General features: G+C 43.2%; 20 protein-coding genes. 10 read left to right on the top strand and 10 right to left on the bottom strand.

The genetic code is table 11. The features are described from left to right. Positions 1 to 2: 2 nt before the first annotated feature. The gene (locus tag AS034_RS08120; RefSeq protein ID WP_058298160.1) at positions 3 to 323 is read left to right on the top strand and encodes a hypothetical protein; all 321 of its coding nucleotides are present in this window, start codon (positions 3 to 5) and stop codon (positions 321 to 323) included. 105 nt (positions 324 to 428) lie between these two features. On the opposite strand, the gene AS034_RS08125 is transcribed toward AS034_RS08120, so the two are convergent. Beyond that, complete coding sequence (locus AS034_RS08125) at positions 429 to 1,040, bottom strand: NAD(P)-dependent oxidoreductase (protein WP_058298161.1); 612 nt, start codon at positions 1,038 to 1,040, stop codon at positions 429 to 431. Positions 1,041 to 1,224: 184 nt separating this feature from the next. Between AS034_RS08125 and AS034_RS08130 the strand changes: the two genes are divergently transcribed. The 6 genes from AS034_RS08130 (at position 1,225) to fumC (ending at position 6,968) form a co-directional block, all read left to right on the top strand. Beyond that, positions 1,225 to 2,037 carry an amino acid ABC transporter substrate-binding protein gene (locus tag AS034_RS08130; protein WP_032089303.1) on the top strand — a complete coding sequence of 271 codons (813 nt, stop codon included), beginning with the start codon at positions 1,225 to 1,227 and terminating at the stop codon, positions 2,035 to 2,037. Further along, a complete protein-coding gene (locus tag AS034_RS08135) occupies positions 2,021 to 2,725 on the top strand; it encodes an amino acid ABC transporter permease (RefSeq protein ID WP_058298162.1) in 705 nt (234 codons plus the stop codon). Before AS034_RS08130 ends, AS034_RS08135 begins: the two co-directional genes overlap by 17 nt. A 12-nt stretch (positions 2,726 to 2,737) precedes the next feature. Next, positions 2,738 to 3,472, top strand: coding sequence for an amino acid ABC transporter ATP-binding protein (locus AS034_RS08140; protein ID WP_058298163.1), 735 nt, complete (start codon positions 2,738 to 2,740; stop codon positions 3,470 to 3,472). Positions 3,473 to 3,588: 116 nt separating this feature from the next. Further along, a complete protein-coding gene (locus tag AS034_RS08145) occupies positions 3,589 to 4,482 on the top strand; it encodes an ABC transporter permease subunit (RefSeq protein ID WP_162266025.1) in 894 nt (297 codons plus the stop codon). Then, positions 4,475 to 5,497, top strand: coding sequence for an ABC transporter permease subunit (locus AS034_RS08150; RefSeq protein ID WP_058298164.1), 1,023 nt, complete (start codon positions 4,475 to 4,477; stop codon positions 5,495 to 5,497). Before AS034_RS08145 ends, AS034_RS08150 begins: the two co-directional genes overlap by 8 nt. Before the next feature lie 91 nt (positions 5,498 to 5,588). Continuing rightward, complete coding sequence (gene fumC, locus AS034_RS08155; RefSeq protein WP_058298165.1) at positions 5,589 to 6,968, top strand: class II fumarate hydratase; 1,380 nt, start codon at positions 5,589 to 5,591, stop codon at positions 6,966 to 6,968. A 309-nt stretch (positions 6,969 to 7,277) separates the two neighbouring features. Here the strand turns inward: fumC and AS034_RS08160 are convergent, their stop codons facing one another. Continuing rightward, complete coding sequence (locus AS034_RS08160; RefSeq protein WP_032089298.1) at positions 7,278 to 7,493, bottom strand: alpha/beta-type small acid-soluble spore protein; 216 nt, start codon at positions 7,491 to 7,493, stop codon at positions 7,278 to 7,280. Between the two features lie 278 nt (positions 7,494 to 7,771). Between AS034_RS08160 and AS034_RS08165 the strand changes: the two genes are divergently transcribed. Beyond that, entirely contained in the window at positions 7,772 to 8,023 is a 252-nt protein-coding gene (locus AS034_RS08165; protein ID WP_032089297.1) for a hypothetical protein, read from the top strand. A gap of 47 nt (positions 8,024 to 8,070) precedes the next feature. Here AS034_RS08165 and AS034_RS08170 read toward each other — a convergent pair whose 3' ends face one another. After that, positions 8,071 to 9,168, bottom strand: a complete 1,098-nt coding sequence (locus AS034_RS08170) for an ABC transporter ATP-binding protein (RefSeq protein ID WP_032089296.1) — start codon at positions 9,166 to 9,168, stop codon at positions 8,071 to 8,073. A 99-nt stretch (positions 9,169 to 9,267) separates the two neighbouring features. Next, the gene (locus AS034_RS08175) at positions 9,268 to 10,182 is read right to left on the bottom strand and encodes a PucR family transcriptional regulator (protein ID WP_058298166.1); all 915 of its coding nucleotides are present in this window, start codon (positions 10,180 to 10,182) and stop codon (positions 9,268 to 9,270) included. A 140-nt stretch (positions 10,183 to 10,322) separates the two neighbouring features. On the opposite strand from AS034_RS08175, the gene AS034_RS08180 reads away from it, so the two are divergent. Continuing rightward, positions 10,323 to 10,583, top strand: coding sequence for a metal-sensitive transcriptional regulator (locus AS034_RS08180; RefSeq protein WP_032089294.1), 261 nt, complete (start codon positions 10,323 to 10,325; stop codon positions 10,581 to 10,583). A 97-nt stretch (positions 10,584 to 10,680) separates the two neighbouring features. Here AS034_RS08180 and AS034_RS08185 read toward each other — a convergent pair whose 3' ends face one another. Both AS034_RS08185 and AS034_RS08190 read right to left on the bottom strand, forming a co-directional pair. Next, on the bottom strand, positions 10,681 to 10,875 hold the full coding sequence (locus tag AS034_RS08185) for a hypothetical protein (protein WP_032089293.1): 195 nt from the start codon (positions 10,873 to 10,875) through the stop codon (positions 10,681 to 10,683). Positions 10,876 to 10,960: 85 nt separating this feature from the next. Next, positions 10,961 to 11,170: a YheE family protein gene (locus AS034_RS08190; RefSeq protein ID WP_032089292.1), complete on the bottom strand. Its 210-nt coding sequence runs from the start codon at positions 11,168 to 11,170 to the stop codon at positions 10,961 to 10,963. A gap of 176 nt (positions 11,171 to 11,346) precedes the next feature. Here AS034_RS08190 and AS034_RS08195 point away from each other — a divergent pair, with 176 nt between their 5' ends. Further along, positions 11,347 to 11,745, top strand: a complete 399-nt coding sequence (locus AS034_RS08195; RefSeq protein WP_032089291.1) for a ferritin-like domain-containing protein — start codon at positions 11,347 to 11,349, stop codon at positions 11,743 to 11,745. Between the two features lie 33 nt (positions 11,746 to 11,778). Here the strand turns inward: AS034_RS08195 and AS034_RS08200 are convergent, their stop codons facing one another. Genes AS034_RS08200 through AS034_RS08215 form a run of 4 tightly spaced genes read right to left on the bottom strand, consistent with a single transcriptional unit; the run spans position 11,779 to position 16,765 of the window. Then, a complete protein-coding gene (locus tag AS034_RS08200) occupies positions 11,779 to 12,903 on the bottom strand; it encodes a YheC/YheD family endospore coat-associated protein (protein ID WP_162266026.1) in 1,125 nt (374 codons plus the stop codon). Positions 12,904 to 12,962: 59 nt separating this feature from the next. Next, a complete protein-coding gene (locus AS034_RS08205; protein WP_058298168.1) occupies positions 12,963 to 14,336 on the bottom strand; it encodes a YheC/YheD family endospore coat-associated protein in 1,374 nt (457 codons plus the stop codon). Next, positions 14,337 to 15,428: a YheC/YheD family endospore coat-associated protein gene (locus AS034_RS08210; protein WP_058298169.1), complete on the bottom strand. Its 1,092-nt coding sequence runs from the start codon at positions 15,426 to 15,428 to the stop codon at positions 14,337 to 14,339. Then, a complete protein-coding gene (locus tag AS034_RS08215) occupies positions 15,425 to 16,765 on the bottom strand; it encodes a YheC/YheD family endospore coat-associated protein (protein ID WP_058298170.1) in 1,341 nt (446 codons plus the stop codon). The genes AS034_RS08210 and AS034_RS08215 overlap by 4 nt, the downstream gene beginning before the upstream one ends. Positions 16,766 to 16,783: the final 18 nt, after the last annotated feature.

Consider the following 16,783-nt stretch of genomic DNA (forward strand, 5'->3'; position numbering starts at 1 on the left):
GCATGTCTATGGGTGAGGCGAGTTTTAAAAAAGAAGAGAGCCAAAAACATTTTTCACTGTTTTTGGCTCTCTTTTATTGCAGTGTGGAGGAAATCCAGCATTTGGGGAAGACTGGTGCATGGATTTGGGAACAAGAAGACTGGTTGTTACAGTACCAAAAGAAGAAAATTGTCCCAGAGGCAACGGGGCTGGGAAGATATCAACGTTTTTTGAGGGTGTATCAACAAAAATTTGGATTTACCAACAAAAATTCAAGGATACCAACAATTTCTCTGCACTTACCGACAATTCTTCAAAAACCGACAAGTTTCGCACACAGATGAAACGTTAATCCGCCTAAAAGGCCTCAAAGCCGCGCCAGGCTCATACCGCCGCAAACGAGCCAGGCACCGCAAAGCTCCAGCCCGCATAAAACGGCACCTTTTGCTCTAATAACATATCCCTACCCTCTTTCGGATAAATTGCGGGTTCATCAACTCATGATAAATAAAATCACCTGTATCATAAATGGAGATACTCTTGCCATCTTCAGGGAGGGTGTCTCTTTCTATGCGGTATTCTCCTATTCGTTCCCCGTCAGGAAGATACGTCGGACAAACGACCGTCCATTGGAGTCCTGAAGCCTGAAGCATCAGGAAGGCCCTGAGATGATCTTCCGCAGCGGTGGAGCTCCTTCTCTTTGATTCATTCGATTGGAAACGGTATAAATGAGGTTCCGTCCTTGAATTCAGTATCCCGGCAGTGCCGCATGTGATGATGCGGGTGATGCCGTTTTGCCTCATCGCTTTTAAGATAATGGGCATACTCCTCGACAACACATCTTCCTTGTCTGTATTCAGACAGCTGACGACTGCATCGCAGCCGAAAATCGTATTGAATACATCTTCCTCATTGAGTACATCGCCTGTCACTGCAATTTCCTGATGACTTTTTTCTTGAACAATCTTTCTCGTCAATCGGTGAATCGTATGTTCGTTTCGTGCATTTTCATATACAACAGCACCGACCCTGCCGGTACTGCCAAAGAGAGCGATTTTCATGGATACCCCTCCTTAAAAAATCTTTGTGTTCATTCAATAGGTTAGATTAAAAGTATACCAAAGGAGTGTGCATCTGAGAAAAATTAATCTTGAAATTAAGATTTTCTCATTGACTTTTTACAGGTATCGTTTTATGATGACATTCGTAGTTAATAATTCCGATAAGATTAGTGGGGGTTTGATGATGAAAAAGTGGAAAATTTCAGCTGTTATGCTGCTGGTTCTTTCAATAGTGCTTTCAGCATGCGGACAATCTAAAGATAATGAAGGGTCAAGCGGGGATTCGAAACAGTCTCTTTACGATAAAGTGAAAGAAGAAGGAAAGCTGCTAGTGGGAACAGAAGGAACATATCCTCCTTTCACATTTCATGATGAATCAGGCAAGCTAACTGGATTTGACGTTGAAATCGCACGAGAAGTGGCTAAACGGCTCGGTGTTGAAGCTGAGTTCAAGGAAACACAATGGGACGCGATGTTCGAAGGGTTGAATTCCAACCGCTTCGATATGATTGCCAACCAGGTGGGGATCCGTGAAGACAGACAGAAAAAGTATGACTTTTCAAAGCCTTATATTGAATCAAGTGCAGTGGTAGTCGTTTCGAAAGATAACAACGATGTGAAATCATTTGAAGATATTAAAGGGCTGACTTCTGCTCAATCACTGACAAGTAATTACAGGGATATTGCCGAAGAAAATGGTGCTGTCATCCAGGGAGTCGACGGGCTCGCCCAATCGATTCAGCTGCTTGAACAGGGCCGTGTGGATGTGACAGTCAATGATAAGATTTCAATCCTCGACTATATGAATAAACAAAAGAATTCCAATATCAAAATCGCTGCCGAAGCTGAAGATGCAGGACAAAGCGGCTTGATGTTCCGTAAGGGTAATGACAAGTTAGTGGAAGAAGTCAATAAAGCGTTAGAGGAAATGATGGAAGACGGAACTTACGAAGAGATCTCCAACAAATGGTTTGGCGAGAATGTATCTCCTAAGTAGTATTTTTCAAAATCCTGAAGAAATGTTCGATATTTTACAAAGCTCCCTGCTTCCGATGATCAAGGGAGCTTTGTATTATTCTATCCCTCTAACGCTCATATCGTTTACTTTAGGATTAATCATTGCTGTTTTCACTGCTTTGGCCAGACTATCAAGGTTTTCAGTTTTACGGGGCATTGCAAGGGTCTATGTGTCCGCGGTCAGAGGAACGCCGCTGCTGGTGCAGCTGTTCATCATTTTCTTTGGACTCGGTTCCCTCGGCGTCGAATTCCTTAAGCTGGAACCATTTCCTGCAGCCGTCATTGCGTTCTCATTGAACATGGGGGCATACTCTTCAGAAATTGTGAGGGCTGCCATCCAGTCTATTCCTAAAGGTCAGTGGGAAGCAGGATACTCCATCGGGATGAGCTATTCACAGACGCTTAAGAGAATCATTCTGCCGCAGGCGACAAGGGTGTCCATCCCTCCATTGTCCAATTCATTTATAAGCCTGGTAAAAGATACGTCGCTTGCTTCACTGATTTTCGTGACAGAAATGTTCAGGAAAGCACAGGAAATTGCGGCAACCAACTATGAATTCCTTCTAATGTACATGGAAGCGGCATTATTATATTGGATCATTTGTTTCATTCTATCGATCATACAAGGAAGAGTGGAAGCACGACTTGATCGATATATCGCTAAATAAAGGAGGGTAAAGATGATTTCGATAAAAGGACTGAAGAAGCGCTTTGATGACCTGGAAGTGTTAAAAGGCATGGATGTGGAAGTCAAAAAAGGGGAAGTGATCGTTCTGATCGGTCCCTCCGGATCCGGTAAAACAACGTTTCTCAGATGCTTGAATGCACTCGAAACACCTAATGAAGGCACCGTATCGATCGGAGAAATGACAGTCGATTTTTCTGGAAAAGTATCAACTGCCGAGCTTTTGAAATTCAGAAGAAGGACCGGCATGGTCTTTCAGACTTATAATCTCTTCCCGCATATGACGGCTCTTGAGAATGTCATGGAAGGCCCGGTCGTCGTACAGGGCAAGAAAAAAGCCGATGTCCGGAAAAATGCCATCCGGCTCCTTGAAAAAGTGGGCCTAGGCGACAAAATCGATTATTATCCGTTTCAGCTTTCCGGAGGACAGCAGCAGAGGGTCGGCATCGCAAGGGCCCTTGCAATCGAACCGCAGGTGATGCTGTTTGATGAACCGACATCCGCACTCGATCCCGAGCTGGTTGGAGAAGTACTCAAAGTCATGAAGGATCTTGCAGAAGAAGGGATGACGATGGTCGTCGTCACCCACGAAATGAGATTCGCAAAAGAAGCCGCAGATAAGGTGATCTTCATGGACGGCGGTTACATCCTGGAAGAAGGAACTCCTCAGGAAGTATTCGAGAACTCTAAGCACGGCCGCACACGTCAATTTTTAAACTTGATAAGATGAAAGGAAAAGATGAATGGGCCCTCACCATTCATCTTTTTTTTGTGTAAAACAGGAGAAAAAGCAGGGATTTCTCCATTATGGAAAGAAAAGGTAATATAGCAGAAATGGGGGATTCAATGAAGATATTCAGAAGATTACTACTTATCTTTTCAGGATTGGTTTTTATCAGTGCACTGCCAAATCTGTTCTTTAATGCAGATTTTCAATATGTCTATTTGAATGGAGAAAGCGGCTCATTTGGTTTATATCCGTACGCATATCTCAGTGCAATTTATGATGTTTTTCTTTATTTGGCAAGGCCGGATCAATGGTCAATTGTTGTCATGGGAAAGGAATATGCCCTTATTGATGTTCTTTTTGAAAGGGTTGCGTATTCGATGAAAGTTTTCTTTATTTCACTCTTGCTGGCTGTCATCATCGCTTTTCTTGTGAGCATGATGATTTCACTCGCATCCGGAACCATTAAACGCTTTCTTCTATCTGTTGTAAATGTGATAGAGTCGCTGCCGGATATCTTTATCATCATCGGCGTGCAGCTGCTCGTTGTTATGTACTTCAGGGAGACGGGTGTGTTGATCGGGGATATCGCCATGACTGGTGAAGAAATCTATTTACTTCCTGTCACTTGTTTGACTGTAGTTCCTGCCGTTTTTTTAGTCAAGACGATCGTATTGCTTTTGAAAGAAGAGGAAAAGAAGGCTTATGTTGAACTTGCCCGGGGTAAAGGGCTGAGTTCTGTTCATATTTTGGTGGTCCACAGTTTCAGGAATGTGCTGTACAGTTTATTTTATCAAATGAAACTGGTCTTTTCCTTTATGCTTTCGAACCTCTTCATCCTTGAACAATTATTTAATATGCGCGGTGTGATGGGACTTTTGATGTGGTCGACGGGATACACCTTCGTCATTATCAGTACACTGATTTTTCTGCCGTTCTTCCTTCTCTTTACTTTAATCGAGCAGCGCATGAAAAAAAGCATCGGCATGAAGGAGGACGGGACGTATGCTTAAGCAGCTGTTGAAAAAGCCGAAGTTCTTGACTGGGTTCATCTTTCTCACTGTACTTTTACTGGTTAGTTTCCTTTATGAACCATTTTTCGAAAAAGGAGTTGAAAGCATCAGCTTCCTGCACCTGGATGGGGGGATGGCGGGTCCCCCTTTCACTCCCGCAGAGCTGCCCCCTCTGGGATCAGACAGGCTGGGAATCCCTCTCTGGACTTATATCATCCAAGGGGCAAAATTCACTATTCTGCTCGGCCTGCTCATCAGTTTTTTACAGCTGGTTCTTTCCCTGTTTTTTTCTATTGCTTTTACGGGATTGTCTAAAAGATTCTTGACTGTCTTTGAAGAAGCAGTGGAATCCATGATTTATGTTCCAATGGCCGTCATCGCTTTTATGCTTCTCTTTCCGCTCCGCTTTGTGGTGGATGCGGAAGTTGAACCAATAAAATTTCTCAGCATTCAAATCTTCCTGCTGACTCTGATAGGGATGCCGCAGATCGTTGTAGTGCTTTCCAAAGAGATCCAAAAGACGATGCAGGAAGAATATATATTGAGCGCCAGGACCCTGGGGGCGCGGGGATGGTACCTATACCGCCGTCATGTTCTTAAGAATCTGCTGCCCCGCCTCTTTCTGTTATTCTTCCAGCGCAATGTGAGCGTGCTGATTTTGTTTGCTCATCTTGGGATTTTAGGGGTAATGCTGGGGGGACAGGTGGAAAAGGAAATAATGGTAGGAGAATCCCGAATCTTTTCCCTTTCCAATGAGTGGGCCGGGAACATAGGTAATTCACGGATCGAGATGATGACGGGCCCATGGATCATTTTTTCCCCGCTTGCTGCTCTTTCCCTTACTGTCCTTGCTTTTAATATGATGGCTTCGTCCCTTCAAGCATTGATAATGGGAGAAACGGCAGTGATAAGACGAAAGGATGTAAGAGATGAAAAGGCAAATCCTCATTCTTCGGGCGGAACAACCGAGGAGGGGAAGTTCACCCTTGAAAAGCACCGAACCTACCCCGGCTGACATTTTGATACAAAACCTGTCCGAAAGTGGTTAGTACAGGTCAAATAGTGGAAATATGGTAATGTGACTATTATTTGAGGGAGGAAGAGAAATGGATTACCGAATTGAACGGGATACAATAGGTGAAATGAAAGTGCCCAAGGAAAAATACTGGGGTGCACAGACACAGAGAAGCAAAGAGAATTTCAAAATCGGTACAGAAAGAATGCCGCTCGAAGTTACATATGCTTTCGCGCAGCTGAAAAAGGCGGCGGCAATGGCGAATCATTCGTTAGGCAAACTTTCTGAAGGGAAAATGAAAGCAATCAGCGGGGCATGCGACGAGATTCTGGAGGCTAAATGGGATGAACATTTTCCATTGGTGGTCTGGCAGACGGGAAGCGGCACACAATCAAATATGAATGTAAATGAGGTTGTTGCCTATCGTGCCAATGAACTTTTAAAAACCGCAGGCAGTGATGAAAAGATTCACCCGAATGATGACGTCAATATGTCGCAAAGCTCGAATGACACTTTCCCTACTGCAATGCATATTGCTGCATATAAGGAGATATCATCTAAACTTCTGCCGGTAATCGATGAGTTCATTGAAACCCTCCGGGAAAAAGAAGGGAAGTTTCAGGAGATCATCAAGATCGGACGTACACACCTGCAGGATGCCACGCCTCTGACACTTGGTCAGGAGGTAAGCGGCTGGAGGGCAATGATGGAAAAATCGCGTCATATGATCGAAGAGAGCATGGGTCAGCTTGTCCACCTTGCGATAGGCGGTACTGCAGTGGGGACAGGGATCAATGCCCATCCGTCATTTGGAGGGAAAGTCGCCGGGCAGCTTGAAGAACAGACCGGCATCCCATTTGTTTCATCCGACAATAAATTCCATGCGCTCACTTCCCATGATGAAATTGTTTATGTACACGGTGCGTTAAAGGCGCTGGCTGCAGACCTGATGAAAGTGGCAAATGATGTCCGCTGGCTGTCAAGCGGTCCACGCAGCGGGATTGGTGAAATCACGATCCCTGCAAACGAACCTGGAAGTTCGATCATGCCGGGGAAGGTCAATCCTACACAAAGTGAGGCTGTCACCATGGTCGCCACCCAGGTTTTCGGGAACGATGCCAGTATCGGATTTGCAGCAAGCCAGGGCAATTTCGAGCTGAATGTCTTCAAGCCGGTGATCATCTATAATATGCTCCAATCTGTACGACTGCTGACAGACGGTATCCGTTCATTCAACGATAAATGTGTGAAAGGCCTGGAAGCCAATGAGGATGTTATAGAGGATTTCGTCCAGCGTTCATTGATGCTTGTAACAGCATTGAATCCTCACATCGGCTATGAAAAAGCAGCGGAAATTGCAAAAAATGCACACAAAAGCGGCTCGACCCTAAAAGAAGCAGCGATTAAATCCGGTTATCTTACAGAAGAGCAATACGATGAATGGATCAACCCGGCGAATATGGTTAAATAACAAATGAATTAGGTAGAGGATAGCTGGAAAATCACCGTTGATTGTGAGATAAAAGAGTTTGACTGTTTCCAGCTGTTGATCGAAGTGCTAGACGAAGACTCCTAACCGAAGGGCTTTTTTCAGAGGCTTATGACTTGAGTCTCTAGGCCTTGCAGCTAGAAGAAACTAATTCAATGAGGGGCGGGGGTTTCTCGCGAAAAACGTAGTCTTACACGGAAATCAATAGCGGAATATAGTACCGTCCTCAAAAATAAAAAACCCCTGGCATCTGCCAGGGGTTTATCCATACATATTCATTTTTGCTGCGGATTAGTATTGTCCGCCGCCGATTTGTTGTTCAGCCATTTGAACAAGACGCTTAGTGATTTCTCCACCAACAGAACCGTTAGCGCGTGATGTAGCGTCTGGCCCTAATTGTACGCCAAACTCAGAAGCGATTTCGTACTTCATTTGGTCGATAGCTTGTTGAGCTCCTGGAGCTACCAATTGGTTAGATGAATTGCTGCGAGATTGTTGTTGTTGCATAATCTTTCATCTCCTTAAATATAGGTTGTTTTTTGGTTGGGTCAACCGGAGTTGCACCGGCACGCATTCCATTAGCGACCATCTGTAATGGTATGACCCAAGGTTATGAGTTGCTTTATGTGTTGTTACTAAGTATTATGGTTCGTCCATGAAATTATATGCGGGGGAAAAACAAGGGAATTTATTCCTGTTTCTTTCCCTGTATTTTCTCTACATAAAACAGTGTCAATCATAAAAGGATATGTTTAAACACTTAAGTTGAAAGAATGGTGACACGCATGAAAGCATGTGCATTATGCAACGGGATTGTTGAATATAAGGGTCTGTGCCCGAAATGCGGCGATTCCACTTTGGATCAAGGAAGATATTACGATTATTATGATGAATATAGTGCCTATATGGATATAAAACATGTGCAGCTGGCAGACGGCATACCGAATAGCAGCTGTACGGATACATGCCTGCATTTATTCACCTGTATTAGATGCGGGGAAGAAGAAGGAAAAAGCATCAATTTGACTGAATTCTAACCAATATAAAAACCACACTCCGGCCGGAGTGTGGTTTTTATCATTTATTAACGAATTCTTGTTTCTGATTCAGAATCGAAGAAATGTGCTTTGTTCATATCAAATGCAAGGTCGATTGTCTGTCCTGCGTTGATGTCAGTACGTGAATCGACACGGGCCACGAACTCCTGGCCTTCGATTTGAGAGTAAAGCATGGTCTCCGCACCTGTTAACTCAGATACTTCAATTTTTGCTTTGATCTTGGCACCTTGTGCTGTATCGATGAAAATAGGCTCATCATGAATATCTTCCGGTCTTACCCCCAGGATGATGTCATTTCCAACATAACCCTGGTCGCGAAGCACTTTCATTTTTCCTTCCGGTACAGCAACCTTAGAAGAACCGATCACAAAGGATCCTTCTTCAACTTTACCGTGGAAGAAGTTCATAGCCGGACTGCCGATGAAGCCTCCGACAAATACGTTTTCAGGCTTATCATATACTTCTTTAGGTGACCCGACCTGCTGGATGACACCGTCTTTCATGACAACAATCCGGGTAGCCATTGTCATCGCTTCAGTTTGATCATGCGTTACATAAATGGTTGTAGTTTGAAGACGCTGATGAAGCTTGGCGATTTCTGCACGCATCTGCACACGCAGTTTTGCATCAAGGTTGGACAAAGGTTCGTCCATCAGGAAGACCTTTGCATCACGTACGATCGCTCGTCCTAATGCAACACGCTGGCGCTGTCCGCCTGATAATGCTTTCGGTTTACGGTCCAATAGTGCTTCCAGACCAAGGATTTTAGCAGCTTCCTGTACACGTCGGTCGATTTCTTTTTTATCAAATTTACGAAGTTTAAGACCGAATGCCATATTGTCATACACACTCATATGCGGATAAAGGGCATAGTTCTGGAACACCATGGCAATATCGCGGTCTTTAGGGGCTACATCGTTCACGCGTTTTCCATCGATGGAGAAGTCACCCTTTGAGATTTCCTCAAGCCCCGCGATCATACGGAGTGTCGTTGACTTACCGCATCCTGATGGACCGACGAATACGATGAATTCCTTATCGTTGATATGAAGATTGAAATCATTTACTGCAGTCACTTTATTGTCATAGATTTTATAAATATTATCTAATTTTAATTCAGCCATTTCCGATTCTCCTCCTGTAATGAAAACGTTTTATTCTATGCATTCATTTTAAAGAAAGCGGATTCAGAACGGTATGGTAAACTTGCACAAACTTCCCCATCATTTTTTAGGCAGGTTGTCAGATTCGTATTCGAGAACGGCGAGGTAAGCAAGCAGCGCGCCTTCAAATGTCTTGATATCAATCATGGTTTTTTCAATGAATTTCTCGATTCGGTACTGCACACTGTTCCGGTGCATATATAACGTTTTTGCTGTTTGACTGATATTGGACTGATTTTCCAGAAATGCCTTGACGGTCTGAATCAGTTCCTTGTCTTCTGAGAATACTTGTGAGGTTTTACTGAAGATATATTCTTTCCATTCTATCGGCAGATGCTTCAGCATATAGGATGGCAGGGCTGTCACAACAGATTCGATAGAATTAGCACGGATGGATGATTTGGAATATTTATTCATGATACGCTCGTAGTTGAATGATTTACTGAAACCGGGGTCGACCTGCTGGAACTGGCCGATAAAAAAAGATATGCTCGCAAAGAAATCAGATTCAATGACGTGTGAAATGGACCGAAGCTGCTCTGCATCTAATTGAATCTCATTACTTTCCTCAATAATCAGCCCTTCATATTCATTCAGCATGACCAGCATTGTATGATGGGGCAGTAAATGACTGAACGCCTCTTTCAATAAATGCATATCCGTTTCTTCATGAATGGTGAATTGAATCACTCTATACTCAATTGAACGAAGTGAAGGAAGAGGTCCATTCTCAAATAAAAAATCAACCCACTCATTCGCAAGCGGTGACTCATTCAATCTCTTATTTCCACTTGGCAGTTCTTTAAAGAGACATCTCAGCAATTCTGTTTCTTCTCTTGATAAATCGCTTGCATCAATTCCGATGAATTCATTTTCATGCTCATCGGTAAACCAGATTTTTTTAGACGTATGTACTGTCGGGTAGTGTTTCTGAATGGCTGCATTTGGGTATTTCAAAAGTAAAGAAGTTAACATTTCATCCCTCGGTTATCAATTATTTATGTATATTATCCATTGTACTGAAAAAAATGAGTGAATCAAAGGGTCCCGGATTGCAAATTCTTCCTGATTCTACTACTATGGGATAAGGAATAAATCATTATGAGGTGTCCAATATGGAATACAATAAAGAAGTAACAAACCGTTTGAAACGCTTAGAAGGACAAGTCCGCGGCGTCCTTAAGATGATGGAAGAAGAAAAACATTGTAAGGATGTCGTTACACAGCTTTCAGCAGTGCGGACTGCTGTAGACCGTACAATCGGTTTGATCGTTGCGAAAAACCTGGAAGCATGCATCCGTGAATCGGAAGATGAAGGCGGCAGTGCAGAAGATGCAATCAAGGAAGCCGTTAACATGCTGGTGAAAAGCCGATAAATTAAGGAAAGCTGCCGTTCGGGCAGCTTTTTCTCTTCGTAAGCAGTAATGACAAGGGAAAGGGAGGCCTGCATGTGAGGCCTCCCGCCTGAAGACATTAAGAATGAGCCGGGGGTTCCTCATAATCAGTGATGAGAGTCGTTTCACCGATGTTTGTGGAATCACCCCTCATATGAACGGAGCCCCCTGATAATCCCTCGTTGATAATCCTGTCAACATCAAGGAAAAGACTTCCTTTTCCCTCGTAGTTGGTATCCGGAAGAAATTGATAGTCTTTTTTATCTTTTTCCATTCTTATCAGCCTCCTGAGTTTAGTTTTTGAAAAGAGGCTGAGGTTCATTCAGCTTTTTTCTGGGTAATGGAAAGTGTGAACGAATTTATTCATACACATGGAACAACATTAGTTCATGCAGTTGTTTTTTCAGATCCTCTTGTTTGACTGCAGGAGGCTCGTGGCTTGTCCATTCAATACTCCCGTTTTTATGATAATTCCCTTCGTATTTCTTTCCACTGAAGTAGAACGAGAAGGTCCAACCCGGAAGCTGTTTGTTATCATACATGCTTTTATACTGGAAATGCTGTATCAATTCAATCACCTCAACTATATTGTAAACGTTTCACCGCCTGCTGTGTAGGAGTTCATGCTATCCATTGAAATTTCATTCGTATAATACAGGCAGGTATGCGAAAAGAGTCTTATCCAATCATAATTTTCTTTTTTAATAAATAGAATTTATTGAAGAGATTTTAGGAGGGACAAAGCATGAATTCCTTTATTCGCGATTTAGAGAAAGCGATCAGTGATGAGTGGACAGCCTATTACTTTTATAAAGATTTAAAGCAGAGGACTAATAATCCTTTATACGTAGAATTCATCGAGCATGCAAAAAAAGATGAGAAAGAACATTATGAAATGTTCCAGTATCTTCATTATCTATTTACAGGTGAGTATTATGAACACAAGAAAGAGAAGATTGAATACACAACCTTCAAGGAAGGGATTCTGCGCGCATTGAAAAATGAGCTCGAGGCTGCAGAGTTCTACAGGAATCTATTACTAGAAATGCCAAACAAGCAGGCTTACAATCCATTATTCATCGCCATGACAGATGAAATGGAACATGCCACCCGTTTTTCAACGATTTATAATTCACTTCGATAATAGAAGGGTTGACCACTGTAAGTGTACAAACGGTCAACCTTCTTTGTGTTCGGAAAGAATAAGAAACGTGCGGACAAGCTGCTGCCGCCTATTCTGTTCAATGTCTTCTTCGTCAAAGGTCATTGGCTTTGAATTGATTTCAAAAAGTACATAACCTCCTTCTTCACGGGGGGCCAGATCCAGTGAAAATTCACCTACGTAACCGAAAGCTGCCACAAGTTCCCTTCCGCAAGTCTTCACTATGTCCAGGATTTCTTTCTTTGTCCTGGGAGCTGAAACTTCTTCAATTGAAATTATTTTTCCGCCTGCAGGAACATGGGTGGTCACTTCCTGTCGCTGAGAAATACGCACGCCGATCCCTATTAGTCTGAATTCCATTCCGGTATGGACTGCCAGGATCCGATAATCATAACGGTGGTCTTTTAAGGTTTTGCAAGGGACCGCTTTCTGTATAATCAGATTCTGCCCGGGGTGAAACCATTCCCCATAAGTGGAGAGGAAACGGGACAGGGATGTATACTTTTCAATCTTCTTGATACTTTTGCATATGATCGTGCCGTTTACTTCCTTTTCTATCAGCCTGATGCCTTTTCCCTGTGAGGCAAAAGTTGGCTTCACGTAAATTCTTTTATACCGTTCTAAAAAGTCCGTAAAGCCTGCTTCACTTTCCAACTTTTCAGTGGGAGGCAGGTAGTCTTTTAAATCGCTGCATTGAGACAGAATCTGATGAACTTCCCACTTATTGAAGAAATGAGGATTGAAATAGGGGATATTGAATGTCTTAATAAACGTTTGCAATGCTTTGTATTCCTGATGCTGTTCAGCGTCCCTTGAAGGGATTCTGTTATAAATCACGCTGGGTACCGGGAAGATGCACTTCACCCATTTATTCAATTGTTTGTTGAAGATGATCCCGTTTATGGTCTTTCCATCAACATCCTCAGGGGAGAAAACGAAGCAAAGGGCTCCTTGCTCCTCCAGCTCCTCTTGTATCGACCTGAACAATTCAAAATTTCCTCTATATCTATTTTCTTCTTTACTTGCGACGATGCCTAATAGGGGGACTGAACGGATTTCCTTTTTTGAATGTATCTTGAAATGATATGCTTCCTGGTGTTTGTGGGAGGAGAGAAGGAAGGACCCTTTTGCAAATGGCACTGCGGTGAGAGCTTCCTCCTTATGAAAAAAACACTTTCGTGATAAGTCATAAAAGATGTTCATGGCATCATTTCCTCAGGGTGTTGGAGGGCTTGCTGTGATAAGAAGACCCCGAAAGATAAGGCAAGCTTCCTCGTCAATTTGTCAAAACTTCTTAAGTGTGGATGTGAGAAAATGGCTCTCCCGGGTTTTGAATTTGCTTCGAACATCCAGACCCTGCCGTCTTCATCAATGCCCAGATCAAATCCGATTTCGCCGATATATCCTTCCATATTTTGCTCAATCGCATGTGAAAGCTTAAGTGCTGCATCTTTCAATGATTGTTCTGCCTCAGCTTTACTGGAAGTGTTTGGAAACAATTCTTTGAGACTTTTTACAACTCCGCCATTGTTAGCATGGGAGGTGACACTGCCGATCCCTGAGACTTTTCCTGCTATTGCACTTACATGCCAGCTTCCTTCTTCGTCTTTGTTCGTATGGACGCGGAAATCAATAGGACGGCTGTCTTCCGACAGAAGGGATATGCCCTGCTGGACAAGAAATGAATCAAGGCTGCGGTTTTTAAAGATGGAATTCATCAGCCGTTCGAGGGATGAGAATCTTACCAGCCTGTTTTTCCCGCCCGGATCTCGGAACCTGCAGTAGTAATCCTGTGCCTGCCGGTCGTATGTGAGTTTGTGTATGCCGTTGCCCAGGCTTCCGTTTCGCGGTTTAATATAAACTGAATGATAGAGGGAGAGCATCCGCTCGATCTCTTCAAATGATTGAAATGCATGAGTCTCCGGTAGGTATTGGCTGACGGAATCAACTGATTCCAGTCGTTCGAACAGATCAAGTTTATTGAAGAATCCTGGATTGTACCACGGAATCCCGTACTCCCTTTGCAGTCTTTCTTTGATTTCTTTATATGTTTTTCTTTTTTCGCTGCGCCGATTTGGGAGCCGGTCGTAAATGACATTAGGAAAAGGAACCGTTTCCACTTCCCACCCTTCCCCAAAATGAAAATACCCTGTCACGAGTCCGTTTTCCCAATCAATATGCTTCTCTCCAAATACAAATGGAATCACGCCCAGGGAAGACTGGACAGATAATAGTTTCCTGAAGAAATAAGAGCGCTCCCCCACAGGACTTAGTTTGAAATTTGTGAATCCTGCAGTGAATACCCCTATCAGCACCCCAAGATATATACTGTCTTCTTTCATGAAAAGTGACAGTGCAGTCACCTTTTTTGGCAGATTAAGGCTGCTGGCAAGGGCTGTACTGATACCGATCACATTCCTTCCATTCGGATGCCGCTTACATGCGATAGACTGTCTGTTGGTCCCTAGAATAGCGGTCTTCGGTAACTCATTCTTTTCCGGGTTCCAGCCCGAAGGAAGATAAAGGATTTGTTCATTCGCTCTGAATTGTTCCAATTTATACGTTTTTAACATTTAATATTCACCTCGCCTTAAGGATGGGAGAGATCGGGAGTTTAAATATTTACAATATTCAAGGGGGGCGCGGTATAAGTGGTGCTGTTTTTCTGCGGCAAGTGTCTCAACGATCTTGTGGCCCGGTTTTGAGTTGATATCGAGGATCCACAGCGAATTGTCCCGAGCAAGAAGAATATCAATCCCGAGTTCAAATAAAGGAGAAAAATAATCCTCCAAAAGATGGGGGAGTTGATCCAGAAATTCATTCATCTCGGCTTTGATAAAATCCCAGGCAGCTTTTGGATATCTGCTTTCCCAGTCTTCTTGTTTAAAGTAAGATCCCCCCCTGCTTATATTTGTTAAAATCGCACCTTGAGGCCCTTCCCTGAAGGCCCGCTGAAACTCCCTCCATTCCCCGCAATCATCTTTATTCAACAGGATCCTTACGTCATATGGTGTATCTTGGTCGGTTTTGTTATCAATCCTTCTCTGGGCAATGAACGTATATTGGTCAAGAAGCCTCTCAGCCCATTTCAAAAAAGTGGATTTCGACTGGAACGATTGTTCGGCGATCTGCCGGTTTTTGGTCGTGCGGACAGTCACTCTGTTTCTTGATAATACTAAATGATACACAGCAAACCCATGTGCCCCGTCAACAGGTTTGATAATGATATCTTTATGTTTGATAAGGATATTAAATAAGTGAAAATGGTCCTTTAATAAGAATGTTTCAGGGATATAGGAAGCAAGGGGGGAGTCTTTCAGTTTTTCGTAAATTTTCAACTTGTTTGGGAGTCCATATCCGAGAAAGCGGATATGGGGCTGATTTTTCAACCACTGAACTACCGCTCTCGCCTGTCTGGACGGCAGGCTGGCATCATAATAGGTCCGGTCATAGATGAATTCGGGAATCTCAAAGGTATTCTCTTCCCATCCGCAGCTTTCTTTATTGAAAACAAACCCTTTCACTGTCTCATCGACAGGGGAGATATCAGCAGGCGAAAATAGGCAAAGGTCAATTGAATAAGGGGCAGAGTGGATGCCGATTTCCCTGAAGTACGAATGATCAGGGGCGGGATTGAGTGTCATAATGCCAAGTGTTGAATTCATGATATTCCTCCTTTTCCCTTCCAGATATTGTAGCTGTATTCATATAAGGCTATCACAGATGGCCTGATGCGCTCATTGTCAATGAACGTCTTTTTGGAAGGTTTGGAGTTTACTTCAATGATCCAGGGCTTCCCGGCTGAATCAACCCCGATATCAACGCCGAATTCAGCAAAGTTTCCTTCCAAATGTTCTGATAAGTAAGAAGAGCAGGACAGTGATACCTCTTTCATGTTTGAATAGATTTCAGAGTGGTCCACGGGAAAAAGGACACTTAAAATCTTAATAGGGGATTCCATCCGTCCGCCCTGGTCGATATTTGCAACAAATTGATTTTCTGAACCGATGCGGGCTGCAGCAGAAATGACGGACCAGCTTCCCCTGTGGTTCTTATGACACAAAAACCGAAAGTCCATCGTCTGCCCATTGAATGTCAAGAAAGGGATGGTCTCCTGAACGATGTATTGGGAATGACGGCACCAGGATTGAAGCTGTCTGTAAAGGGATGAATAAGTCGGGAATATGTGAGTAGGTTTAGAAGAAAAGGAGTTTTGGGAGACAAGATAATCTTTTTCCCTTTTTTGAATCCGGATAATGTAGCGGCCTTTACTCCCATTAACTGCTTTTACGAAGACATCGTTATAAATGGATAACATCTCTTCCAACTGTTCTAGTCCTGTTGCGGTTTCGGGAAGATGGGGCAGGACCTCGGAATGTGTTTTAAGATGGGCATAAGCTGAATCCTTGGATAAGAAAGTAGAGTTGAAAAGGTGTATGGATCGATCTCCGGTCCTGGTCAAAGCAGTCAGAAATTGTTTTTGGCTTTCAATCTTGCGTGAGTGACTCCGGTTATAGATTACATCAGGGAATGGAAAGATTCGTTTCTGCCATTCTCCTTGCTCGAACAAATATCCTTCTCCCTCATCCTTTACGAATGAAGAAACCGTCATGAGGAAAAAAAGCCCGCCTTGTTGTTGAAACCACCGCTGACACTCTGTAAAATATTCCTTTAAAGAGTGTTTGTATAACTTTTCTTCTTGAAGATTATCAATTAATAGAGCGGTAATCGGCCCGATTGAGATCAATTTACGATCGCGGTCTACATCTACAAGTGCATGTTCCATCCTGGGAAGCGAAGAGAATAACGGGTCGCTGCTTCTCAATGTAACACCAGGAGCACTCGAACCCGAAGGAAAGCACTCTATGTGTAGAGAGGCAGCTCCTGCTTTCAATTTCCACTTTCCTGCAAAGTCAAATTTATTGTAGATGGCATGGGGTAAAATCAATTCATTTTCTTCTCTATGATTCTCTAAACTGAAGAAGGGACTTTTAAACATCATCATACATTCCTCATTTGC

The organism is [Bacillus] enclensis, from assembly GCF_001456935.1.
GTDB classification, from domain to species: Bacteria; Bacillota; Bacilli; order Bacillales; family Bacillaceae_B; genus Rossellomorea; species Rossellomorea enclensis.

What these genes read in the sequence shown, in the direction of transcription:
- AS034_RS08120 (WP_058298160.1), top strand. Translation starts at nt 3, where the DNA reads ATGTCTATGGGTGAGGCGAGTTTTAAAAAAGAAGAGAGCCAAAAACAT.
- AS034_RS08125 (WP_058298161.1), bottom strand. Translation starts at nt 1,040, where the DNA reads ATGAAAATCGCTCTCTTTGGCAGTACCGGCAGGGTCGGTGCTGTTGTA.
- AS034_RS08130 (WP_032089303.1), top strand. Translation starts at nt 1,225, where the DNA reads ATGAAAAAGTGGAAAATTTCAGCTGTTATGCTGCTGGTTCTTTCAATA.
- AS034_RS08135 (WP_058298162.1), top strand. Translation starts at nt 2,021, where the DNA reads ATGTATCTCCTAAGTAGTATTTTTCAAAATCCTGAAGAAATGTTCGAT.
- AS034_RS08140 (WP_058298163.1), top strand. Translation starts at nt 2,738, where the DNA reads ATGATTTCGATAAAAGGACTGAAGAAGCGCTTTGATGACCTGGAAGTG.
- AS034_RS08145 (WP_162266025.1), top strand. Translation starts at nt 3,589, where the DNA reads ATGAAGATATTCAGAAGATTACTACTTATCTTTTCAGGATTGGTTTTT.
- AS034_RS08150 (WP_058298164.1), top strand. Translation starts at nt 4,475, where the DNA reads ATGCTTAAGCAGCTGTTGAAAAAGCCGAAGTTCTTGACTGGGTTCATC.
- fumC (WP_058298165.1), top strand. Translation starts at nt 5,589, where the DNA reads ATGGATTACCGAATTGAACGGGATACAATAGGTGAAATGAAAGTGCCC.
- AS034_RS08160 (WP_032089298.1), bottom strand. Translation starts at nt 7,493, where the DNA reads ATGCAACAACAACAATCTCGCAGCAATTCATCTAACCAATTGGTAGCT.
- AS034_RS08165 (WP_032089297.1), top strand. Translation starts at nt 7,772, where the DNA reads ATGAAAGCATGTGCATTATGCAACGGGATTGTTGAATATAAGGGTCTG.
- AS034_RS08170 (WP_032089296.1), bottom strand. Translation starts at nt 9,168, where the DNA reads ATGGCTGAATTAAAATTAGATAATATTTATAAAATCTATGACAATAAA.
- AS034_RS08175 (WP_058298166.1), bottom strand. Translation starts at nt 10,182, where the DNA reads ATGTTAACTTCTTTACTTTTGAAATACCCAAATGCAGCCATTCAGAAA.
- AS034_RS08180 (WP_032089294.1), top strand. Translation starts at nt 10,323, where the DNA reads ATGGAATACAATAAAGAAGTAACAAACCGTTTGAAACGCTTAGAAGGA.
- AS034_RS08185 (WP_032089293.1), bottom strand. Translation starts at nt 10,875, where the DNA reads ATGGAAAAAGATAAAAAAGACTATCAATTTCTTCCGGATACCAACTAC.
- AS034_RS08195 (WP_032089291.1), top strand. Translation starts at nt 11,347, where the DNA reads ATGAATTCCTTTATTCGCGATTTAGAGAAAGCGATCAGTGATGAGTGG.
- AS034_RS08205 (WP_058298168.1), bottom strand. Translation starts at nt 14,336, where the DNA reads ATGTTAAAAACGTATAAATTGGAACAATTCAGAGCGAATGAACAAATC.
- AS034_RS08210 (WP_058298169.1), bottom strand. Translation starts at nt 15,428, where the DNA reads ATGAATTCAACACTTGGCATTATGACACTCAATCCCGCCCCTGATCAT.
- AS034_RS08215 (WP_058298170.1), bottom strand. Translation starts at nt 16,765, where the DNA reads ATGATGTTTAAAAGTCCCTTCTTCAGTTTAGAGAATCATAGAGAAGAA.